Source organism: Paenibacillus sp. LRG-1, from assembly GCF_057220305.1.
Genome location: NZ_CM170126.1, coordinates 5,498,608 through 5,518,182, shown reverse-complemented (window position 1 = coordinate 5,518,182; position 19,575 = coordinate 5,498,608). Strand labels below are relative to the sequence as shown.

Below are 19,575 nucleotides of genomic sequence, written 5' to 3'. Positions count from 1 at the left end.
ACATTTTTGGGTAATAAGCGATTACAGTAAGGGTTTACGCGCGCTATCCTTCATGATCTACGACAAAGGAGTGATTGCATTGAGTCAAAGAAAATCCGCGCAATTATTGCAGCAACTCGTATTTGTGGGACCGATGGCGTTGTTTTTCGTCTTGATTATGGTCATTCCGTTCCTGCTGGGGCTGTATTATTCCATGACGAACTGGGATGGAGTATCTGAAAATATCCGATGGCTCGGACTAGGGAATTACGTTCATATTTTTAGGGATGATCCAGATTTCCGTAATGCGTTCTGGTTTACGGTCCGGTTTACCGTATGTGGTGTCATTCTGACAAACCTGATTGGCTTTTTCCTAGCCTATGCACTTACCAAACCGCTGCGTACCCGTAATGCACTGCGAACTGTATTTTTTATGCCCAATATGATTGGCGGCTTGCTGCTCGGCTTTATCTGGCAATTTATATTTGTACGCGGCTTTTCTGCGGTAGGGGAGGCGACAGGGCTTTCCTTTTTTAAACTGCCGTGGTTGGGTGATGGGCCAACTGCTTTTTGGGGAACTGTCATTGTGTTTGTATGGCAATATGCAGGTTATCTCATGGTTATTTACATATCCTCGTTAAATAATGTCCCGCATGCCCTTATTGAATCGGCCCAAATCGACGGTGCAAGCCGAAGACAGATTTTGCGTCATATCGTAGTGCCACTTATTATGCCAGCGGTGACCGTCTGCTTGTTCCTGGCGATATCCTGGTCCTTTAAAGTATTTGAGTTGAATTTGGCTCTCACGAAGGGGGGACCTTTCAAGTCGACAGAGTCTGTAGCGTTGGACATATATAATGAAGCGTTTACAAATAATCGACTTGGATTAGGGACTGCCAAAGCTATGATTTTCTTTGTGGTCGTTGCGATCATTACCAGTATTCAGGTGCGTCTCACGAAGAAAAAGGAGGTCGAAATGTAATGGGAAAAACGTCAAACTATCGTTTGGGCACATGGGCTGTTGAATTATTGCTTATTGTGATCGGGTTAATCTTTCTGGTTCCGTTCTATTTTTTGCTCGTAAACTCCGTTAAATCCTTTGGCGACATTTTGGCCCATTCCGCTTCGTGGCCGACAACCTTCCGTTTTGAAAACTATGCTAACGCCTGGAATAAAATAAACTTTCCCACAGCACTGGGGAATTCACTGATTGTCACGATCGTCAGTAATGCGCTTTTGCTGCTAATCAGCTCAATGGCCGCTTACCAGATGGTTCGGCATGATACTCTTTTTAATCGTTTCCTATTCGGTTTGCTTGTGGCTGCGATGGTAGTCCCTTTTCAATCAATTATGTTGCCGCTTATGGAAGTGTCCAACGTATTGAGCTTGAACAACAGTATACCGGGACTGATCTTATGTTATCTGGGTTTTGGAGCGCCTTTGTCCGTTTTTCTTTTTCATGGCTTTATTAAAACGGTACCTATTGAGATCGAGCAGGCGGCAAGGGTGGACGGTTCATCCCGGTACGGGGTGTTCTTTCGCATCGTTTGTCCACTGCTGCTGCCTATGTTCGTAACCGTACTTATTTTGAACACCTTATGGATCTGGAATGACTATCTGTTGCCTTCACTCATTTTGAATGATCCTGAGTTGCGCACCATTCCGATTGCAACCTATATGTTGTTTGGTCAGTACACCAAGCAATGGGACTTGGCGCTGCCAGCACTGGTATTGGGGATCGCGCCAGTTGTTGTGTTTTTTCTGGTGATGCAAAAATACATCGTTTCTGGCATTGCAGCCGGTGCGGTCAAAGGCTGATGGGAGGGATAACCGATGAAAAAAACAGCGTTACTTGTCATCTCCTTGATGGTGCTGCTCGCATGTACACTTGCAGGTTGTGGAAATACGAAGGCTCAACAGAGTGAGACGAAAACGATACACATTTATCAATTCAAAGTAGAAATTTCGGAACCGTTAAACAAGCTGAAGGCTGAATATGAAAAGACCCACCCTGGCATCAAGCTGGATATCCAATCTGTCGGTGGTGGTACGGACTATGGTGCTTCGTTGAAGGCTAAATTCGCATCAGGCGATCAGCCGGACATTTTTACAAATGAGGGCTACCAGGACCGCGATACGTGGCTGGAGTACTTGGAGGATTTGTCGGATCAGCCATGGGTGAAGGATCTGGACGATTTCGCTCGTAAGCCGATGACGGTTAACGGTAAGATTTATGGACAGCCTATGAACCTAGAAGGATTTGGTTTTGTTTATAACAAGGATTTGTTCAAAAAAGCGGGCATAACCAAACTGCCTCAGACGATAGATGAACTGGAAGAAGCAGCCAAGCGACTGAAAGCGGCAGGGATTATACCTTTTGCTAACGGGTATGCGGAATGGTGGGTTCTGGGGAACCATTTTATCAATATCCCGTTTGCCAGACAGCCGAACCCGGAAAGTTATGTTGCGGATTTAAACAAAGGAACGGCTCGCATCCCTGGTAACCCGGTGTTCGATCAGTGGGTGAAGTTGCTTGACCTAACTATAAAATATGGAAACCGCAATCCGCTCACTACGGATTACAATACACAAGTGACACTGTTTTCGACAGGTAAGGCTGCTATGATGCACCAGGGGAATTGGACGCAACCGCAAATGGATGGAATTAATCCTAACTTGAATTTGGGTATTCTGCCTGCGCCTATAGACAATGATCCCTCCACAGGAGGTAGACTGGCTGTCGGAGTGGCTTCGAACTGGGTGGTCAACAAAAATTCGCCTGTGAAGCAGGAGGCAAAAGAATTCCTCAATTGGTTGGTCACATCAGAAACAGGCAAGCACTATATCACCAAGGAGTTTAAGTTTGTTCCCGCCTTCAAAAGTATCACGTCCAGTGACGAGATGACAGGTGATCTAGGTGCAGAAATATCTCGGCATGTGAGGGAAGGCAAGATATGGAGCTGGAACTTCCAACGCTTCCCGAAGGGGCTGAATCAGGATTTAAGCAGTAGTATGCAAGCCTATATTGCAGGGGTTATCACGAAGGATGAAATGCTTCAGCAATTTCAGGGAGCATGGGACAATTTGAAGTATAGATAAAAGAATAGCGCTGCATGAGGATGCAAAGGGGATAGGTCGGGCAGGAAGCTTAAAGTCCACAGGCTTTGACGGTCAAGTGCCGTCAGGGCCTTTTTGATGTGTTTTTATGTGACGAAAGTCACACGTGAAGTGGTCTTAATAAGTATTTTACATGTCATATCTTTCCCTTGACAAAAGGTTGCGGTGGCAGGTGTTAAATCAATCAAGGGAATGTTATAATAAACAGGATTTACAGGCACGCATTGCATCTGTGCTTATTTGGTTTGTACAAATAGGTTACATAGATCCTTTCGACTCAGGATAGTTCGATATGCTGGCGCGAAAGAACGTGACGATAATACCGGAGGGAATATATTATGGCGAAACTGGTGGTTTGCGATCACCCTTTGATCCAACACAAACTTACATTTATCCGCGATGTGCGGACCAACACCAAGGATTTCCGCGAGCTGGTGGATGAAGTAGCAACATTGATGGCTTATGAAATTACACGGGATATCCCGCTGGAAAGCATTACGGTGCAGACACCGGTTGCTGAGACAGAAGGTAAAGTGATTTCAGGACGTATGCTGGGTCTTATTCCGATTCTGCGTGCAGGCTTGGGTATGCTGGATGGCGTAGTAAAGCTGCTGCCTGCAGCAAAGGTAGGCCATGTGGGACTGTTCCGCGATCCTGAGACGCTGCAACCCGTAGAATACTATACGAAGCTGCCTACAGATGTAACTGAGCGCGAGTTGATCGTGATTGATCCGATGCTTGCAACGGGTGGCTCGGCAATTGCGGCGATTGATGTGTTGAAAAAGAGAGGTTGCACTCAAATTAAAATGATGAATCTGATTGCTGCTCCTGAAGGAGTCAAAGCTGTGCAGGATGCGCATCCTGATGTAGACATCTACGTCGCTGCATTGGACGAGCGTCTGGATGATCATGGATACATCATTCCAGGTCTTGGTGACGCGGGAGACCGCTTGTACGGAACCAAGTAGATTGCCTTTGGCGTTTCGGCAAAATCTATGGACGTTATGACAGGTCATTTTTCTGAATAATGGAAGATCTGTGAAGCGGACATTTATTATGAAAAGGGGTTCAACAGAAAATGTCCAAAATCAAAGTGATGACAATTTTTGGTGTGCGTCCGGAAGCGATTAAGATGGCTCCTCTTATTTTGGAGCTTCAGCGTCACCCGGAGCATATCGAGTCCGTGGTATGCGTTACGGCTCAACATCGCCAGATGCTTGATCAGGTTCTGGAAGTTTTCAATATTCACCCTGACTATGATCTGGACGTAATGAAGGATCGCCAGACACTTAATGAAATCTCCATGCGGGTACTTCAAGGTCTGGAACCTGTATTGCGTGAGGCCAAGCCCGATATCGTGTTGGTTCACGGCGATACGCTGACCACTTTCCTCGCCAGCTATGCAGCCTTTATGCAGCAGATTGAAGTAGGGCATGTGGAAGCAGGCTTGCGGACGTGGAACAAGCTTTCTCCATATCCTGAAGAAATGAACCGTCAGCTCACAGGCGTGCTGTCTGATCTGCATTTCTCGCCTACTTCTTTATCTGCTGGAAATTTGCGGAAGGAAAATAAGCCTGAATCGCGAATATATGTTACAGGCAATACAGTAACTGACGTATTTCAGTATACGGTTCGCCAGGATTACGAGCACCCCGTACTGGACTGGGCTCAGGGCAAACGCCTGATTCTTATGACAGCACATCGCCGGGAATCCCAAGGGGAACCGCATCGTCAGATTTTTAATGCGGTTAAGCGAATTGCGGATGAGTTTGAGGATATCGCTATTGTTTACCCGGTTCATCCGAGTCCGGCTGTGAAGGAACCTGCATTTGAGATTTTAGGCAACCATCCGCGTATTAAGCTGATTGATCCGCTGGATGTTGTGGATCTGCACAATTTTTACCCACATACACATCTGATCCTTACGGATTCCGGTGGGCTTCAGGAAGAAGCGCCTTCGTTCGGAGTACCTGTTCTGGTGCTGCGTGATACGACTGAAAGACCGGAAGGAATTGAAGCGGGCACCTTGGAACTGGTGGGTACGAGTGAAGAGAACGTGTACAATCGGACCAAGGCACTTTTGACAGATTCCGCGTTGTACGAATCTATGAGCCAAGCAGCGAATCCTTACGGCGATGGACAAGCATCAGTAAGAATTGTCAATGCGATTTTGCACCATTATGGTGTTCAATCCGAACGCCCTGAAGAATTTCACACAATGTTCACAAAAGGTGTTCGTCCGATATAATTATTCTTTACAAGGCAAGCATACAGTTAAACTGTACGGTTACCAAGGGATACAGCAATTTAAGATGCTTTGTCGTTTGATTTTATACTTTAGGGCACTAAAATATCTCAATTGACAAAGTATCTTATATTTAAGTAAAATGGACTGGAATTGCAGGGGTGACATGGAAAAGTGGTCAAACCTTCCAAGCAAAACAACAACCGAAATAACACCGGAAATGCCTTTAAGGCTATAGGACTGGTGAGCGCGATCGGCATTGATTTGGCGATATGCACACTGGGTGGTTTCTATGCAGGAAAATGGCTTGATGCCAAACTTGGTGGCTCCGGAATTTGGATTGGCGTAAGCGTTCTCGCAGGCTTGGTTGTAGGCGCATTAAGTATTGCCCTTGTGATCGGAAAGGTACTGAGGGATAACCATGAATGAGATGACCCGTATGCAAAAAATGTTATGGATCGTAGCGCTTGGTATTATGGCTCTGTGTTTCCTGGTCTCCGCCTTCATGCCCCAACATCGTGACATTGCTCACGGAATCATTCTGGGAACGGGAGTAAGCTGTCTAAATGTGCTGTATATGGCCTACAAAATTCGACAGGTTGCGAGTGCGGCCGCCGGTGAAAGAAAGAAGAGAGTGTTTGGTATTGGCTTTGGCGTTCGATTAGGGACCTCAATTTTGGCAGTGGTGCTGGCGATAGAATTTCCGGCCTATTTCCATGAGATCGCTGTAATGGCAAGCCTGGTGACTGGGCAATTTCTTCTGTTAATTATAGGCATCATATTCGCGCTTCAGGAAAAATGATGGCTCAACTGAGAAAGGGGTGAGAAAACATGTTGCATGAATCACCGATTATCCAATTGGGCGGGTTTAACATTGACTTGTCCGTCATTATTATGCTTATTGTGACTTGTGCGATTGTATTTGGACTGGCATTTGCTGCAACGCGCAATTTGTCTGTGGACAATCCAAGCAAGTTGCAAAATTTTATGGAATGGGTCGTAGAATTCGTTCAAGGACTGATTACCAGCACGATGGATTTGAAAAAAGGGAAGCCATTCCTCTCCTTGGGGATGACGCTGATCATGTTCATTTTCGTGGGGAATATGCTGGGCTTACCGTTCGGGATTGTGACCGAATTCGATAATGCGCAAAGTGCCCAAGTATTTGGACATGAAATCATTCCAGTCAAAGAAGCATTAGAACAAGCACAGGCGTCTCACCCAGGCGAAGCTGCCCATGTAGGCATCAGCTGGTGGAAATCACCTACTGCAGATGCAGGGGTATCCATTGGACTCGCTTTAATGATCTTTGTCCTGGTTCATTTCCTGGGAATCTTCCGCAATACCAAAGCTTACTTCAAGCATTACGTTCAGCCATTTCCATTCTTTTTGCCAATTAACTTGATTGAGCAGTTCTCAAAACTATTGACACATGGTATGCGTCTGTTCGGTAATATTTTTGCCGGCGAAGTTTTGATCAGTGTTCTGCTGAAATTGACAGCACTTGGTGTAGGAGGCTGGATTGCTTCCGTATTGGGACTCGTTGTTTGGCAAGGATTTAGTATCTTTGTCGGCAGTATTCAAGCGTTCGTCTTCACGATTCTGACGTTTGTATACATTTCGCAGTCCATTGACACGCATGAAGAAGAGCATTAGACAAGCTCGTTTTCCGGTTTTTAGTTAAGTTCAGGAGTACGCTTCGCTCTTAACTGCAAATACATGTACAATATAAATACACATCACTAAGGAGGATTTTTAAAATGGGAGTTTGGGCATATATCGCAGCTGCAATCGCAGTAGGTTTGGGCGCTTTGGGCGCAGGTATTGGTAACGGTCTGATCGTAAGTAAAACAGTTGAAGGTATCGCTCGTCAGCCTGAAGCAAAAGCAACGTTGCAAACGGTAATGTTTATCGGTGTAGGTCTGGTCGAAGCCCTGCCAATCATCGGGGTCGTTCTGGCATTCATCTTCTACGCAGGTGCTTAATTGAATGGAAGCAAGGTTTGGCGGGGAAGGCACAGCCATCCGCGCCTTCTTTGTTCGTTTGAACATGAAAGATCCAGAACCGACGTTCACCGGAAAGGAGTGACTTCAATTGAGTTTAAATTGGACAAGTATCGTTTTCACAATCATTGCATTTTTGATCTTGTACTGGTTACTGACGCGTTATGCATTCGGCCCTCTCTTTTCCGTTATGGAGAAGCGGCGTCAGCTTGTATTACAGCAAATGAATGAAGCGGCACAGACGCGTGAACAGGCTGCTGCTTATGTTGAGGAGCAAAAGCAGGCTCTCCAGCAGGCACGTAAGGAAGCGTACGACATTATCGAGCAGTCAAAACAAACAGGTAACAAACAAGCGGAGCAAATTATTGTTCAGGCTAAAGACGAAGCTGTCCGCCTGAAAGACGAAGCTGTTCGTGAAATCACAAGCGAGCGTAATAAGGCGGTTGCCGAACTGCGCAGCGAAGTGGGTAAAGCTTCGGTACAAATTGCTTCCAAACTGATTCAAAAGGAAATCAAGGAAGACCAAGTCCAGGGAGAGCTTGTCGACCAATACCTTAAAGAGGTAGGAGGCAAAGCATGAGCCGGGATACGGTAGTAGCCAAACGGTATGCGAAAGCTTTGTTTGAAGTGGCAGAGCAGGAACAGACCATTATGGAAACCGAGCAGGAGCTACGTGCTTTTGTAGAGGCTGTATCGGGGGATGCTGAAATCCGTAAATTCATTAATTCTCCTAACATTACGGAAGCGGTCAAGCTTCAAGTTCTGGCTAACAGTTTTGAAGGCAAGCTTTCTGCCTCGCTAATTAACACGATCAAGCTGTTGATTCAGCGTAGTAGAGCAGATTTGTTCGAATCTCTCCTTGCCGGATACCTCGATATTCAGGAATACAAGCTGGGAATTGCTCATGCAAAGGTGTATTCGACTTATGCTTTAAGTGATCAGGAAAAAACAGCGGTAGCCGAGGAATTCGGAGCCCGTGAACATAAAACAATCCGTGTGGAAAATATAGTGGACCCGAGTCTACTGGGCGGATTGAAAGTGGTTATCGGCGATACACTGTACGACGGCAGTCTGGCCGGCAAGCTGGATCGTCTCGAGAAATCCTTTAACAGACGAGTATAGAAGATAGGGGTGAACACACTTGAGTATCAAACCTGAGGAAATCAGTTCATTGATTAAAAGTCAGATTGAACAATATAAAAATGATATCGAGGTCGTTGAAGTCGGCACTGTTGTTGAAGTCGGCGACGGTATTGCCCGCGTCTACGGACTGGAAAAAGTTATGGCCGGTGAATTGGTTGAATTCGACACTGGCGTATTGGGCTTGGCGCTCAACGTGGAAGAAAGCAATGTCGGTGTTGTTATTTTGGGTCAATTCTCCGACATTCGTGAAGGCGGTCAAGTAAAACGTACAGGTCAAATCATGCAGGTCCCTGTAGGGGAAGCATTGATCGGACGTGTAGTTAACCCACTGGGACAACCAGTAGACGGTAAAGGACCGATTGCTACAACAGAATTCCGTCCGGTTGAAAGTCAGGCTCCAGGCGTTATGGCCCGTAAATCGGTACATGAGCCTATGCAGACGGGGATTAAAGCTATTGATGCGATGGTTCCGATTGGTCGTGGTCAACGTGAGTTGATCATCGGTGACCGTCAAACAGGTAAAACTTCTATCGCAATTGATGCAATTTTGAACCAAAAAGGTAACGGCATGAAATGTATTTATGTCGCTATTGGTCAAAAACAATCCACGGTAGCTCAAGTTGTTGAAACATTGCGTCGTCACGGTGCGCTGGAATACACGATTGTCGTTACGGCATCTGCTTCCGAACCATCACCATTGCTGTACATTGCTCCTTACTCTGGCTGCGCCATGGGTGAGTATTTCATGTACAAAGGCGAGCATGTCCTTGTAGTTTATGATGACTTGACTAAACAAGCATCAGCTTACCGGGAACTGTCCCTGTTGCTGCGTCGTCCACCGGGTCGTGAAGCATATCCGGGTGACGTTTTCTATCTTCACTCTCGCTTGCTGGAACGTGCAGCGAAGCTAAATGATGAGTTGGGCGGCGGATCACTTACCGCATTGCCGTTCATCGAGACACAGGCTTCCGACGTTTCTGCATATATTCCAACCAACGTTATTTCCATCACGGATGGACAGATCTTCTTGGAAGCTGACTTGTTCTATGCAGGGCAACGTCCGGCGATCAACGTAGGTATTTCTGTATCTCGTGTAGGTGGTTCAGCTCAGATTAAAGCGATGAAAAAGGTAGCAGGTTCCCTGCGTCTGGATCTTGCTCAATATCGAGAGCTTCAAGCGTTCTCCCAATTCGGGTCCGACTTGGATAAATCCACAAAAGCCCGTCTGGATCGCGGCGCACGCATGATGGAAATTTTGAAACAAGGTGTTAACCAACCGCTTGCTGTAGAGCAACAAGTAGTGAGCTTGTATACTGCTGTAAAAGGCTTCCTTGATGATATCCCTGTAGCGGATGTAAAACGTTTTGAAAAAGACTTCCTGTCTTTCATGGTGTCTGACCATCAAGACGTGCTTCAATCTATCCGCGACACGAAAGACCTGGTTGCTGATAACGAAGCGGCTTTGAAGGCGGCTATCGAGAAATTCAAAAAATCATTCGCCACGTCGGTTTAATACATTGGAATTTGCCTGTTTATGATGAAAGATGTACTAAGGAAGCGTGCCCTCCGGGTTTTGGCTTCCTTGGCATGTTTTACCCTCAATAACAGGCCCTTTAACATATGTCCGGCTGGATTTGAATCTTACGAAGTGCTTGGACTTGGCCCAAGCTAAGGGATTGCTTACGAAGTTAGCTTTGGCTTTGCTGGAGCTTAAAGGTGGTGAAATCATGGCAAAAGGTATGCGCGAGATTAAACGTCAGATTAAAAGTGTGCAGAGTACGAAGCAGATCACGAAAGCGATGGAAATGGTCGCTGCATCCAAGCTGAGAAAAGCTCAGGAGAAAGCGGAGTCGGCTCGTCCTTACTCGGAAAAGCTTAAGGAAGTTGTGAGTAGCATTGCTTCTGGAGCGAATAACATCAAGCATCCAATGCTGGAAACGCGTCCGGTTAAAAAGACTGCTTATCTCATCATTACATCTGATCGTGGTCTGGCTGGTGGTTATAACGCCAATATTTTACGACAGGTTACGCAGACGATTTCTGAACGTCACCGTTCACAGGATGAATTTGTGATTTTCATCATTGGACGAAAAGGAAGGGATTATTTCAGACGTCGTGAATTTCCTATCGCTGAATCGGTAACAGATCTGTCGGATACACCTGCTTTTGCAGATATCAAAACAATTGCAAGCAAGGCTGTACAAGGCTTTGAACTTAAAGAATTTGATGAGCTTTATCTATGCTATAACCGCTTTGTCAACGCATTGACTCAAATTCCAACAGTTGACCGTCTGTTACCAATGGCAACACCGGATTCAGCTACAGCTTCATCCTCAATTAACTATGAGTATGAGCCTTCACCAGAAGGAGTGCTGGAAGTATTGCTGCCGCGTTACGCGGAAACGCTCATTTACGGCGCTTTGCTGGATGGTAAAGCTAGTGAACTGGGAGCGAAGATGACGGCGATGGGATCTGCTACGAAGAATGCTTCCAAGTTAATTGGTGAGCTTTCCTTGACCTATAACCGTGCTCGTCAAGCGGCTATTACCCAGGAAATTACGGAAATCGTTGCAGGGGCAAGCGCTCAGTCTTAATCAGGCTTGTTGCGACTGTTTTATAGCAGGGTCTACACTATTATGATAAATTGCGGGCGCAAAACAAATCAGAGTGGTTCGGATTTGCGGCTGTGCAAGCTTGTAGGAGGGAAACCAAAAGATGAACAAAGGACGCGTAGTGAGCATCATGGGTCCGGTTGTCGACGTTGAGTTCGAACGTGGACAACTTCCGGAAATCCTGAATGCCATTCATATTGGGACTGTGCTGGAGAGCGGAGTCAAAATTGATCTGACGCTCGAAGCTTCAAAACATCTAGGTGACAACCGTGTGCGTTGTATTGCCATGTCTTCCACAGATGGTTTGGTTCGTGGGGCTGAAGCCATAGATCTGGGAGCACCTATTTCAGTACCTGTCGGCGAAGCTACTCTTGGACGCGTATTTAACGTGCTTGGAACGCCAATTGATAATGGTGCTGATATGAGTGAAACGGCTAGAAATCCGATTCACCGTCAAGCTCCTTCTTTCGATGAGCTGACAACTCAAGCAGAGATGCTCGAAACCGGTATTAAAGTTATCGACTTGCTGGCTCCTTATGCTAAGGGTGGTAAAGTCGGATTGTTTGGTGGTGCTGGTGTAGGTAAAACCGTAACCATTCAAGAATTGATTAACAATATCGCTCAGGAGCATGGTGGTATTTCTGTATTTGCGGGTGTAGGTGAACGCACACGTGAAGGAAATGACTTGTACCATGAAATGAGAGATTCCGGCGTTATCAACAAAACAGCGATGGTGTTCGGACAAATGAACGAGCCTCCGGGTGCACGTTTGCGTGTAGCTCTCACAGGTCTGACGATGGCGGAATACTTCCGTGACCAAGAAGGCCGTGACGTGTTGCTCTTTATTGATAACATTTTCCGCTTTACTCAAGCAGGTTCTGAGGTTTCGGCCCTGTTGGGACGTATGCCTTCAGCAGTAGGTTACCAGCCTACGCTGGCTACTGAGATGGGTCAATTGCAAGAACGGATTACTTCTACTAAAAAAGGTTCTGTTACTTCCATTCAGGCGATCTATGTGCCTGCGGATGACTACACTGACCCGGCTCCTGCTACAACGTTTGCCCATTTGGATGCTACAACGAATCTGGAACGTAAAATTTCCGAAATGGGTATTTACCCGGCGGTTGATCCACTCGCATCAAGCTCCCGTATTTTGGCTCCAGACGTTGTGGGTGAAGAGCATTACAATGTAGCACAAGGGGTAAAACAAATTTTGGCCCGCTACAATGAGCTTCAGGATATCATTGCCATCCTGGGTATGGACGAGCTGAGTGAAGAAGATAAAATGTTGGTGGCACGTGCACGTAAAATCCAGCGTTTCCTTTCTCAACCTTTCCACGTTGCCGAAGCATTTAACGGCTTCCCAGGTAAATATGTGCCGGTTAAAGAAACTGTACGAAGCTTCAAAGAAATTTTGGAAGGCAAGTATGACCATCTTCCAGAAGCGGCTTTCCTTTTTGTAGGAGCCATCGAAGAAGCAGTTGAAAAAGCTAAAACGTTGTAAACAACAGGCAAAGAATAGCCGAGCCTTACGAAGTGAGCTGTCTGCGGACAGCTTCCAGGAGGGATTCAAGTGAGCACGTATTTACTAGAGATTGTGACGCCGGAGCGCCTGGTTTATACAGAACAGGTAAACAGCATCAGTGTTCGCGGCTCGGAAGGCGATCTTGGGATTTTACCTGGACACCTTCCCTTGGTCACTCCCTTGAAGATTGCACCGATACGCATTAAAATCGGTGGTCAAACCGAAGTGATCGCGGTCAATGGGGGCTTTCTTGAAGTCCGCAAGGATAAAGTGGTCATTTTGGCTGAGAGTGCGGAACGTTCCGAAGAAATTGATGTGGAGCGTGCCCGTGCGGCAAGGGAGCGGGCAGAACTGCGGCTCCAGAGCAAGCAGGAACAGATAGATCATCATCGGGCGGAAGTAGCTCTGCAACGGGCGCTTAACCGTTTAAATGCTACAAGCATCAGAACCAATAAGAATTAATATTGGATTTTAAGTGGAATTTTAAAAGGGTTCGGCATAGTATACGGATGGAACGACAAGGAGACCACTTCATAATTTCTGCCAAAGAATGTCCGGTAGAAGGTGAGGGAGAACCTTGCTTCCTTCGATCACTGTGATCGGGCCCTTTTTTAGCTGTTATTACCAAATGTACAGTCCTATTTCTTGCCCGGCTGCTAGGTATTTAGTACCTTTTAAATTCACGAAACAGAAGTGATTAATCACATTTTGTCGAAATAAATGTCCTGAAAACAGAAATAGCACTGGCATATTAGGCGTTCGCCGAGTATTATAAAGAAGTCTGTGACGCAGATGGGAGGAATTATGGTTGAACGGGAAACAGCAATTGGCTGAACAGCTAAGTCAATCGGCGAGTATGACCGCGCTGATCTCCATGATCGTGTCGCTCATCTGTATAGCGTTAGCTTGGTGGGCTTTACAGAGTTTTAAGCTGGATTTGTTAATCCGGCAACCCAAAGGACCGCAAGGCAGATTGCTACACTTGTTTCTTGCTATAATTTTGGGACAGTTGGTTTCTGGGTTCCTGTTGAGCTACATTTCTTGGAGTCAGATGCTCTAGAATTTGTTTTAACATGAAGTGGGCGGGTTATATGACCTTATGACTGTGTCTCTGCGGGAATTGTCGAATAACATCGCGTCATATTGTTAACAATGGTAAACAAAAGAACCATACATGTATAGCTGGCTGAATCAGTTAGAGTACAATGGTCGTCAAGTACAAAAAACGCTTGTATACTTGTTTTAATCAGTGGTATGATGGCAGTTAGGGTATTAGTAAAATCTTGTTTTTTTATGTAATGAAAAAGCAAGGCATGAAAATAGCGGAATATGTTCTTTTTTTCCAGAATGGAAAAGGGAAATGACGCGCGGAGGGAACCATAGATGAGCAAATTTATCGTCCGCGGTGGCAACAGATTGACCGGGAGTGTCAAAGTCAGCGGAGCCAAAAACTCAGTTCTGCCGATCATCGCCGCTTCTCTGCTAGGAGAAGAAGGAGAAAGTGTTATTATTGATGCACCTCCTCTAGACGATGTGATGACCATTAACAAAGTGCTGGAGTCCTTAGGAGCAGGCGTTACATACCAAGATGAGGTCATTCGTGTTGACGCGCGGAAGATAATTTCCTGTGAAGCCCCTTACGAGTGGGTTAGGAAAATGCGCGCATCATTCTTGGTTATGGGGCCGCTGCTTACACGTTTGGGACGTACAAGGATCTCGCTTCCAGGCGGATGCGCAATCGGAACGCGACCAATTGATCAGCATTTGAAGGGTTTTGAGGCATTGGGCGCGGAGATTAGCCTGGGCCAAGGTTTTATTGAAGCTAAAAGTAACGGGCGTCTGCGTGGAGCTAAAGTTTATTTGGATGTAGCCAGCGTAGGAGCAACCGAGAATATTATGATGGCCGCTACTCTTGCTGAGGGCGTAACTACCATCGAGAATGCTGCTAAGGAACCTGAGATTGTTGATCTCGCAAATTTCCTGAATGGAATGGGTGCCAAAGTACGCGGTGCGGGCACGGGCGTTATTCGTATTGAAGGCGTTGAGAAGCTGCATGGTGTAAAACATACGGTCATTCCCGACCGGGTAGAAGCAGGTACTTATATGGTTGCTGCTGCGATCACAGGCGGGAACGTATATGTAGAAGGCGCAATATCCGATCATTTAGGACCGGTTATTTCCAAGATGGAAGAAATGGGTGTAACCATTCAACCTGATGAGAACGGAATTCGTGTCATTGCAGATAAGCCGTTAAAGGCCGTTGATGTTAAAACATTGCCTTATCCTGGTTTTCCTACCGATATGCAGTCTCAGATGATGGCACTTCAACTTGCCGCTGAAGGAACGAGCATTATTACGGAAACCGTGTTTGAAAATCGTTTCATGCATGTGGATGAATTTCATCTCATGAATGCGGAAATTAAGGTTGAAGGTCGTTCCGCCATTGTAACTGGTAATGCTAAGCTGACAGGTGCGAAAGTAACCTCTACAGATTTGCGTGCAGGTGCTGCGTTAATTCTGACCGGACTCATTGCGGAAGGTACAACGGAGGTATCCGGCGTACATCACATCGATCGCGGTTACGTTCATTTGGCTGAGAAGCTGACTGGATTGGGAGCGGACATTTACAGAGTGACCGTGGAAGAGTCCAAACTGAATCATTCGCCCAGTACAGAGCGCGTAATGCCGGAAGAGACGTCGGGAAATCTGTTTAAGAAGATCCAGCCTTCCCTCGCCTAAGCTTTAACGTATGTCGCTTCATGTTGCATAAGTATATTCTTGAACAATAAGGAACCAAGTCCGAAAGGGCTTGGTTTTTTTGTTGTTTGCAACCAGTTTTTTTCATTCTTTCAGTTCTCTTAAAACGGTTCTATCAAAGTGGACGACTTCATATGATTGAAAATATCTGCTGGAGTATATCAGTACTTCCAGCCGGACACTTAGCCCTTTGATGGAGGTTTCAGCCTATGAAAGATTCACAGGTTCGCATCCGTATACCCATTCATCATCCTAAGGAACATCGCCAGGCTTCACTTGCGGAGGAACGCTCTGGCTCTATAGCTACTTCGTTACAGAAAAATAAGCTTATGCAACAGCAGCCGGACACAAGAGGTACATTGCCGATTGGCGTCAAGCCCAATCGGCGTACAACAGTCGTGCCTTCCGCTGTGAACTCTGTTGATACGGCTTTGCCTATTGCTGGAGCAGCGGTCCATGACACACGCGCTGCAAGCCCGCTGCAGGTGCCGCTACCGCACCTGCGTCCTTCCGCCGGGCGTGCCCCGCGCTGGGGCAGCCGCCGCCCATGGCTGCCATTCGCCGCCATGGCAGGGGTGCTGGTGCTTGCCATGGCTGTGCCCGCGCTAATGGCGTGGCCTCGCCAGACGGCGCAGCCGGTGCCACCGAGCAGTCGCACGGCAGCACCGGCTGCACCTAGCGTAACGGCAAAGGGCGGGACGCCCGTCACGCGCCTGCCGGGTGTCCCGCCGATACCGGCGGTGCCCGCTGCTCCAACGCGCAGCGTGCCGGTGGTGGCAGAGCCGGACGTGCGTGTGTACGTCACGTCTACCGGTCGCACGGAGACGTTACCGCTGGAGCAATACATTGTCGGCGTAGTAGCCGCCGAAATGCCGCCCAGCTTCGAGGGCGAGGCACTGAAAGCGCAGGCCATTGCCGCGCGTACCTTCATTGCCCGGCGTTTGCTGGCTGATGACACCAGCGGTGCCCCGGCGGGAGCAGATGTGACGGATACTGTTAAACATCAGGCTTATATCTCTAAAGCTAAACTTACTAGAGAATGGGGGCACTCTGGTAAATCCGCAGAGCTGGCTAAAATTCAGCAGGCCGTACGAGACACCAAGGATACGATCATGGTATATGAAGGCAAGCCCATTACGGCCTCTTTTTTTTCTACTAGCAATGGCTACACCGAAAATTCAGAGGATGTATGGGCGAAGGCAGTGCCCTATTTACGAAGTGTGTCAAGTCCATGGGACAAGCAGTTGGCCCCACGTTATACAGAAACCGTCACACTGAGTCGTCAGAGTGTGTTCGATAGATTGGGGTTGAGTCGTACTGCGATAGCTGCTTCTACTGGAGGAGGGAGAATGCCAGAGATTCGTATACTCTCTAAGACAGAAGGACATCGCATCAAGAAGATTGAGGTTGGTGGTTCAATCTTTACAGGGCCGGAAATCCGTAACAAACTGGGGCTGCGTTCGGCTGAGTTTACGTGGAAGGCTGAAGGGGATCGGATTGCTATAACAACCTATGGTTATGGTCATGGTGTTGGTATGAGTCAGTGGGGAGCCAATGGAATGGCCAAGGAAGGTCATACTGCCACTCAAATTCTCCTTCACTATTATACTGGCATTTCTTTTGCGCAAGCCTCTCGCATTCTAAGTTAGTAAATATTTCGAAACTTTGAAGTATAAAAGAGTTGCACCCGGTAACACTGGTTACTGAGGTGATGAGCAAATGAATGAACAAAATAAAAACCAGAACCAAAATCATGAAGAAACACCCAAAACCTTTCAGGGTGGAAGAGCTTCACGGCCGTCTTCGTGGAAAAAGCTGTTGTCCAAAAGGTGGGCATACCCGGCAGCCTACATTGCCGCAGCAGCCATTATACTAACCTTAGTATGGGTCTATCAGGATGCCAGCCAGAAGTCTTTCAAACCTGACCCAGCTAGTCCATCGGTACAAAGCACAAGTGCAGTGAACACTGATGTTAACGGACAACAGCCAGAAAGCGTGGAAGTAGTTGCCCAGTCGGAAAATATCGCATGGCCAGTAGCAGATGCTGGCGCAGTACAGGTCGTAAAGCCGTTCTTTGATGAGAACGCGACCGCTGATGAGCAGGCGGCAGCTATGGTAGAGTACGATAAAACATTTACCGCTAACACTGGGATTGATCTTTCCCGGGCCGACGATCAGGCGTTTGAAGTGAGAGCCGCCCTGAGTGGCAAAGTATCTCGTGTGGAACAACATCCGCTGGTAGGTAGTGTCGTAGAAATCACGCATGATAATAATCTCAAAACGGTGTATCAAAGCTTGAGTGATCTGAAAGTAAAAGAAGGCGATCAAGTGAAACAAAACGATGTGATTGCTTCAGCGGGTCGTAACGAGCTTGAAAAGGATTTGAAAACACATCTGCATTTTGAAGTGTATCAGGATGACAAGCCGGTGAATCCAGCAGGTCTGCTTCCTAAAAAATAAATTTGGTCATGGCTTTGAATGCAAAGCGGGGAATCCACATTCCCTGCTTTTTTCTTGTGTAGATTTTGTGCATAAGGTAAACATAAGCTGCTTTTGCCAAATAAATAGGCCTTCGGAAGCATGTCTTCCCGCCAAACCGCGAATATATAGGCACGCTCCTCATATAATGTACCAAACTATCCACAGTAGGGAGGCGGGAGCGTGCACGATTACATCAAGGAACGGACCATCAAAATCGGTCGCTGTATCGTGGAAACAAGGAATACGGTCCGTACGATTGCCAAGGAATTTGGTGTCTCCAAGAGCACGGTGCATAAAGATCTGACCGAACGGCTGCCTGAAATCAACCCGGATCTTGCCGATCAGGTGAAGCACATTCTCGAATACCATAAATCCATCCGCCATCTGCGGGGAGGAGAAGCGACGAAAATTAAGTACAAAAAAACGAGTGGCAAACGAAGGGAGATTCTCGTTTCTGGCAAGTCCTAAAAATATATAGTGAATTGGCTGGCAAAGCCATTGAATCAACCCCCTGAAGTATGATATGTTAAAAGATGGTACAAGACGAAAAATGACATGTAACCGTAGGTTTATACATATATTTGCCGCTTCTTGTCGAATCTTAGCTTTTTAAAATATCACTTTGGGGGCCTTTTTAATATGTTCAGTAATGATATCGGTATCGACCTCGGTACGGCCAACGTGCTTATCCACGTCAAAGGGAAGGGGGTTGTTCTTGACGAACCTTCCGTTGTCGCGATAGAAAGCGATTCAAAAAGAGTTCTGGCTGTCGGAGAGGAAGCGCGCCGTATGGTGGGACGTACTCCTGGTAATATCATAGCCATCCGTCCATTACGTGATGGTGTCATCGCCGATTTTGAAGTAACAGAAGCGATGTTAAAATATTTTATCAATCGGGTAGGGGGAAAAAGCTGGTACAGCCACCCTCGTATTCTAATTTGTGCGCCGACGAACATTACCTCAGTGGAGCAAAAAGCGATTCGTGAAGCGGCGGAGCGTAGCGGGGCCAAGGAAGTATTTTTGGAGGAAGAGCCAAAAGCGGCTGCCATCGGGGCAGGAATGGATATTTTTGAGCCTAGCGGCAACATGGTAGTGGATATTGGTGGCGGAACGACTGACGTTGCAGTCCTCTCTATGGGGGATGTCGTAACAGCTTCTTCCATTAAAATGGCAGGGGACAAATTTGATACAGCCATCATGAAATATGTAAAAACGAAGTACAAGCTTCTGATCGGCGAACGTACGGCTGAGGATATCAAGATTGCTATTGGAACCGTGCATCCGAGCGGACGTCGTGCAGAGATGGACATCCGTGGACGGGATATGGTATCCGGATTGCCTAAAACATTAAGTATTTCTGCGGATGAAGTGCAGGATGCGCTTAGAGATCCTGTATCGGCGATTGTTGCTGCGGCCAAGTTTGTATTGGAGCAGACCCCACCGGAACTGTCAGCTGATATTATTGACCGTGGTGTTATTTTGACTGGTGGCGGCGCCTTGCTTAGCGGATTGGACGAGCTGCTTGCTGAAGAACTGCGTGTTCCGGTACTGGTTGCCGAAGATCCGATGCATTGTGTTGTTAAAGGTACAGGAATTATGCTGGATAATTTGGATCATGTGGTTAAGAAAAAGTTCTAATCTGCCGATAGTGACTATAAGAGACTCGTGTGCGGTCAGACAGGTTGCCTAGCATTTTGGCTTTCGTGCCTCCGC

The 19,575-nt window shown here is 46.9% G+C and carries 21 protein-coding genes; all 21 read left to right on the top strand.

Annotation, left to right across the window (positions count from 1 at the left end; translation table 11 throughout):
- Window positions 1-79: 79 nt before the first annotated feature.
- The 21 genes from ACUUJN_RS24410 (at window position 80) to mreB (ending at window position 19,500) form a co-directional block, all read left to right on the top strand.
- Window positions 80-961 (top strand): carbohydrate ABC transporter permease, encoded by an 882-nt coding sequence (locus ACUUJN_RS24410; protein WP_068938929.1) that lies wholly within the window; start codon window positions 80-82, stop codon window positions 959-961.
- Window positions 961-1,797 carry a carbohydrate ABC transporter permease gene (locus ACUUJN_RS24405; RefSeq protein ID WP_068938927.1) on the top strand — a complete coding sequence of 279 codons (837 nt, stop codon included), beginning with the start codon at window positions 961-963 and terminating at the stop codon, window positions 1,795-1,797. Before ACUUJN_RS24410 ends, ACUUJN_RS24405 begins: the two co-directional genes overlap by 1 nt.
- Before the next feature lie 15 nt (window positions 1,798-1,812).
- The gene (locus tag ACUUJN_RS24400) at window positions 1,813-3,078 is read left to right on the top strand and encodes an ABC transporter substrate-binding protein (protein WP_053326266.1); all 1,266 of its coding nucleotides are present in this window, start codon (window positions 1,813-1,815) and stop codon (window positions 3,076-3,078) included.
- A gap of 356 nt (window positions 3,079-3,434) precedes the next feature.
- Window positions 3,435-4,064: a uracil phosphoribosyltransferase gene (gene upp / locus ACUUJN_RS24395; protein ID WP_013312332.1), complete on the top strand. Its 630-nt coding sequence runs from the start codon at window positions 3,435-3,437 to the stop codon at window positions 4,062-4,064.
- 110 nt (window positions 4,065-4,174) lie between these two features.
- Complete coding sequence (wecB, locus tag ACUUJN_RS24390; protein ID WP_023990712.1) at window positions 4,175-5,344, top strand: non-hydrolyzing UDP-N-acetylglucosamine 2-epimerase; 1,170 nt, start codon at window positions 4,175-4,177, stop codon at window positions 5,342-5,344.
- A 171-nt stretch (window positions 5,345-5,515) separates the two neighbouring features.
- Window positions 5,516-5,770: an AtpZ/AtpI family protein gene (locus tag ACUUJN_RS24385; RefSeq protein ID WP_023990711.1), complete on the top strand. Its 255-nt coding sequence runs from the start codon at window positions 5,516-5,518 to the stop codon at window positions 5,768-5,770.
- Entirely contained in the window at window positions 5,763-6,143 is a 381-nt protein-coding gene (locus ACUUJN_RS24380; protein WP_013312329.1) for an ATP synthase subunit I, read from the top strand. The genes ACUUJN_RS24385 and ACUUJN_RS24380 overlap by 8 nt, the downstream gene beginning before the upstream one ends.
- 29 nt (window positions 6,144-6,172) lie before the next feature.
- Complete coding sequence (gene atpB, locus ACUUJN_RS24375; protein ID WP_028542178.1) at window positions 6,173-6,997, top strand: F0F1 ATP synthase subunit A; 825 nt, start codon at window positions 6,173-6,175, stop codon at window positions 6,995-6,997.
- Window positions 6,998-7,101: 104 nt separating this feature from the next.
- Window positions 7,102-7,326 carry a F0F1 ATP synthase subunit C gene (gene atpE, locus ACUUJN_RS24370; protein WP_007432750.1) on the top strand — a complete coding sequence of 75 codons (225 nt, stop codon included), beginning with the start codon at window positions 7,102-7,104 and terminating at the stop codon, window positions 7,324-7,326.
- A gap of 109 nt (window positions 7,327-7,435) precedes the next feature.
- Entirely contained in the window at window positions 7,436-7,924 is a 489-nt protein-coding gene (gene atpF, locus ACUUJN_RS24365) for a F0F1 ATP synthase subunit B (protein ID WP_023990709.1), read from the top strand.
- Window positions 7,921-8,466 (top strand): F0F1 ATP synthase subunit delta, encoded by a 546-nt coding sequence (locus ACUUJN_RS24360; protein ID WP_013312326.1) that lies wholly within the window; start codon window positions 7,921-7,923, stop codon window positions 8,464-8,466. The genes atpF and ACUUJN_RS24360 overlap by 4 nt, the downstream gene beginning before the upstream one ends.
- A 19-nt stretch (window positions 8,467-8,485) precedes the next feature.
- On the top strand, window positions 8,486-10,000 hold the full coding sequence (atpA, locus tag ACUUJN_RS24355; protein WP_013312325.1) for a F0F1 ATP synthase subunit alpha: 1,515 nt from the start codon (window positions 8,486-8,488) through the stop codon (window positions 9,998-10,000).
- A 214-nt stretch (window positions 10,001-10,214) separates the two neighbouring features.
- The gene (gene atpG / locus ACUUJN_RS24350; protein ID WP_023990707.1) at window positions 10,215-11,081 is read left to right on the top strand and encodes an ATP synthase F1 subunit gamma; all 867 of its coding nucleotides are present in this window, start codon (window positions 10,215-10,217) and stop codon (window positions 11,079-11,081) included.
- Between the two features lie 121 nt (window positions 11,082-11,202).
- Window positions 11,203-12,603, top strand: a complete 1,401-nt coding sequence (atpD, locus tag ACUUJN_RS24345) for a F0F1 ATP synthase subunit beta (protein ID WP_013312323.1) — start codon at window positions 11,203-11,205, stop codon at window positions 12,601-12,603.
- Between the two features lie 69 nt (window positions 12,604-12,672).
- Window positions 12,673-13,086 carry a F0F1 ATP synthase subunit epsilon gene (locus ACUUJN_RS24340; protein ID WP_013312322.1) on the top strand — a complete coding sequence of 138 codons (414 nt, stop codon included), beginning with the start codon at window positions 12,673-12,675 and terminating at the stop codon, window positions 13,084-13,086.
- 346 nt (window positions 13,087-13,432) lie between these two features.
- Window positions 13,433-13,684: a DUF1146 family protein gene (locus tag ACUUJN_RS24335; RefSeq protein WP_013312321.1), complete on the top strand. Its 252-nt coding sequence runs from the start codon at window positions 13,433-13,435 to the stop codon at window positions 13,682-13,684.
- Between the two features lie 323 nt (window positions 13,685-14,007).
- Window positions 14,008-15,363, top strand: coding sequence for a UDP-N-acetylglucosamine 1-carboxyvinyltransferase (murA, locus tag ACUUJN_RS24330; RefSeq protein WP_028542175.1), 1,356 nt, complete (start codon window positions 14,008-14,010; stop codon window positions 15,361-15,363).
- 227 nt (window positions 15,364-15,590) lie between these two features.
- The gene (gene spoIID / locus ACUUJN_RS24325) at window positions 15,591-17,030 is read left to right on the top strand and encodes a stage II sporulation protein D (protein ID WP_069080912.1); all 1,440 of its coding nucleotides are present in this window, start codon (window positions 15,591-15,593) and stop codon (window positions 17,028-17,030) included.
- Window positions 17,031-17,100: 70 nt separating this feature from the next.
- Complete coding sequence (locus ACUUJN_RS24320) at window positions 17,101-17,841, top strand: M23 family metallopeptidase (protein ID WP_013312318.1); 741 nt, start codon at window positions 17,101-17,103, stop codon at window positions 17,839-17,841.
- 201 nt (window positions 17,842-18,042) lie between these two features.
- Window positions 18,043-18,330: a sporulation transcriptional regulator SpoIIID gene (spoIIID, locus tag ACUUJN_RS24315; RefSeq protein ID WP_007432737.1), complete on the top strand. Its 288-nt coding sequence runs from the start codon at window positions 18,043-18,045 to the stop codon at window positions 18,328-18,330.
- 171 nt (window positions 18,331-18,501) lie between these two features.
- Window positions 18,502-19,500, top strand: coding sequence for a rod shape-determining protein (gene mreB / locus ACUUJN_RS24310; protein ID WP_013312317.1), 999 nt, complete (start codon window positions 18,502-18,504; stop codon window positions 19,498-19,500).
- Window positions 19,501-19,575 lie beyond the last annotated feature (75 nt).

Bases quoted from the DNA above. Each gene is read 5' to 3' on its own strand.
- ACUUJN_RS24380 (WP_013312329.1), top strand. From the start codon at position 5,763: ATGAATGAGATGACCCGTATGCAAAAAATGTTATGGATCGTAGCGCTT.
- upp (WP_013312332.1), top strand. From the start codon at position 3,435: ATGGCGAAACTGGTGGTTTGCGATCACCCTTTGATCCAACACAAACTT.
- spoIID (WP_069080912.1), top strand. From the start codon at position 15,591: ATGAAAGATTCACAGGTTCGCATCCGTATACCCATTCATCATCCTAAG.
- atpB (WP_028542178.1), top strand. From the start codon at position 6,173: ATGTTGCATGAATCACCGATTATCCAATTGGGCGGGTTTAACATTGAC.
- murA (WP_028542175.1), top strand. From the start codon at position 14,008: ATGAGCAAATTTATCGTCCGCGGTGGCAACAGATTGACCGGGAGTGTC.
- ACUUJN_RS24320 (WP_013312318.1), top strand. From the start codon at position 17,101: ATGAATGAACAAAATAAAAACCAGAACCAAAATCATGAAGAAACACCC.
- ACUUJN_RS24400 (WP_053326266.1), top strand. From the start codon at position 1,813: ATGAAAAAAACAGCGTTACTTGTCATCTCCTTGATGGTGCTGCTCGCA.
- ACUUJN_RS24405 (WP_068938927.1), top strand. From the start codon at position 961: ATGGGAAAAACGTCAAACTATCGTTTGGGCACATGGGCTGTTGAATTA.
- wecB (WP_023990712.1), top strand. From the start codon at position 4,175: ATGTCCAAAATCAAAGTGATGACAATTTTTGGTGTGCGTCCGGAAGCG.
- atpD (WP_013312323.1), top strand. From the start codon at position 11,203: ATGAACAAAGGACGCGTAGTGAGCATCATGGGTCCGGTTGTCGACGTT.
- atpE (WP_007432750.1), top strand. From the start codon at position 7,102: ATGGGAGTTTGGGCATATATCGCAGCTGCAATCGCAGTAGGTTTGGGC.
- mreB (WP_013312317.1), top strand. From the start codon at position 18,502: ATGTTCAGTAATGATATCGGTATCGACCTCGGTACGGCCAACGTGCTT.
- ACUUJN_RS24360 (WP_013312326.1), top strand. From the start codon at position 7,921: ATGAGCCGGGATACGGTAGTAGCCAAACGGTATGCGAAAGCTTTGTTT.
- atpG (WP_023990707.1), top strand. From the start codon at position 10,215: ATGGCAAAAGGTATGCGCGAGATTAAACGTCAGATTAAAAGTGTGCAG.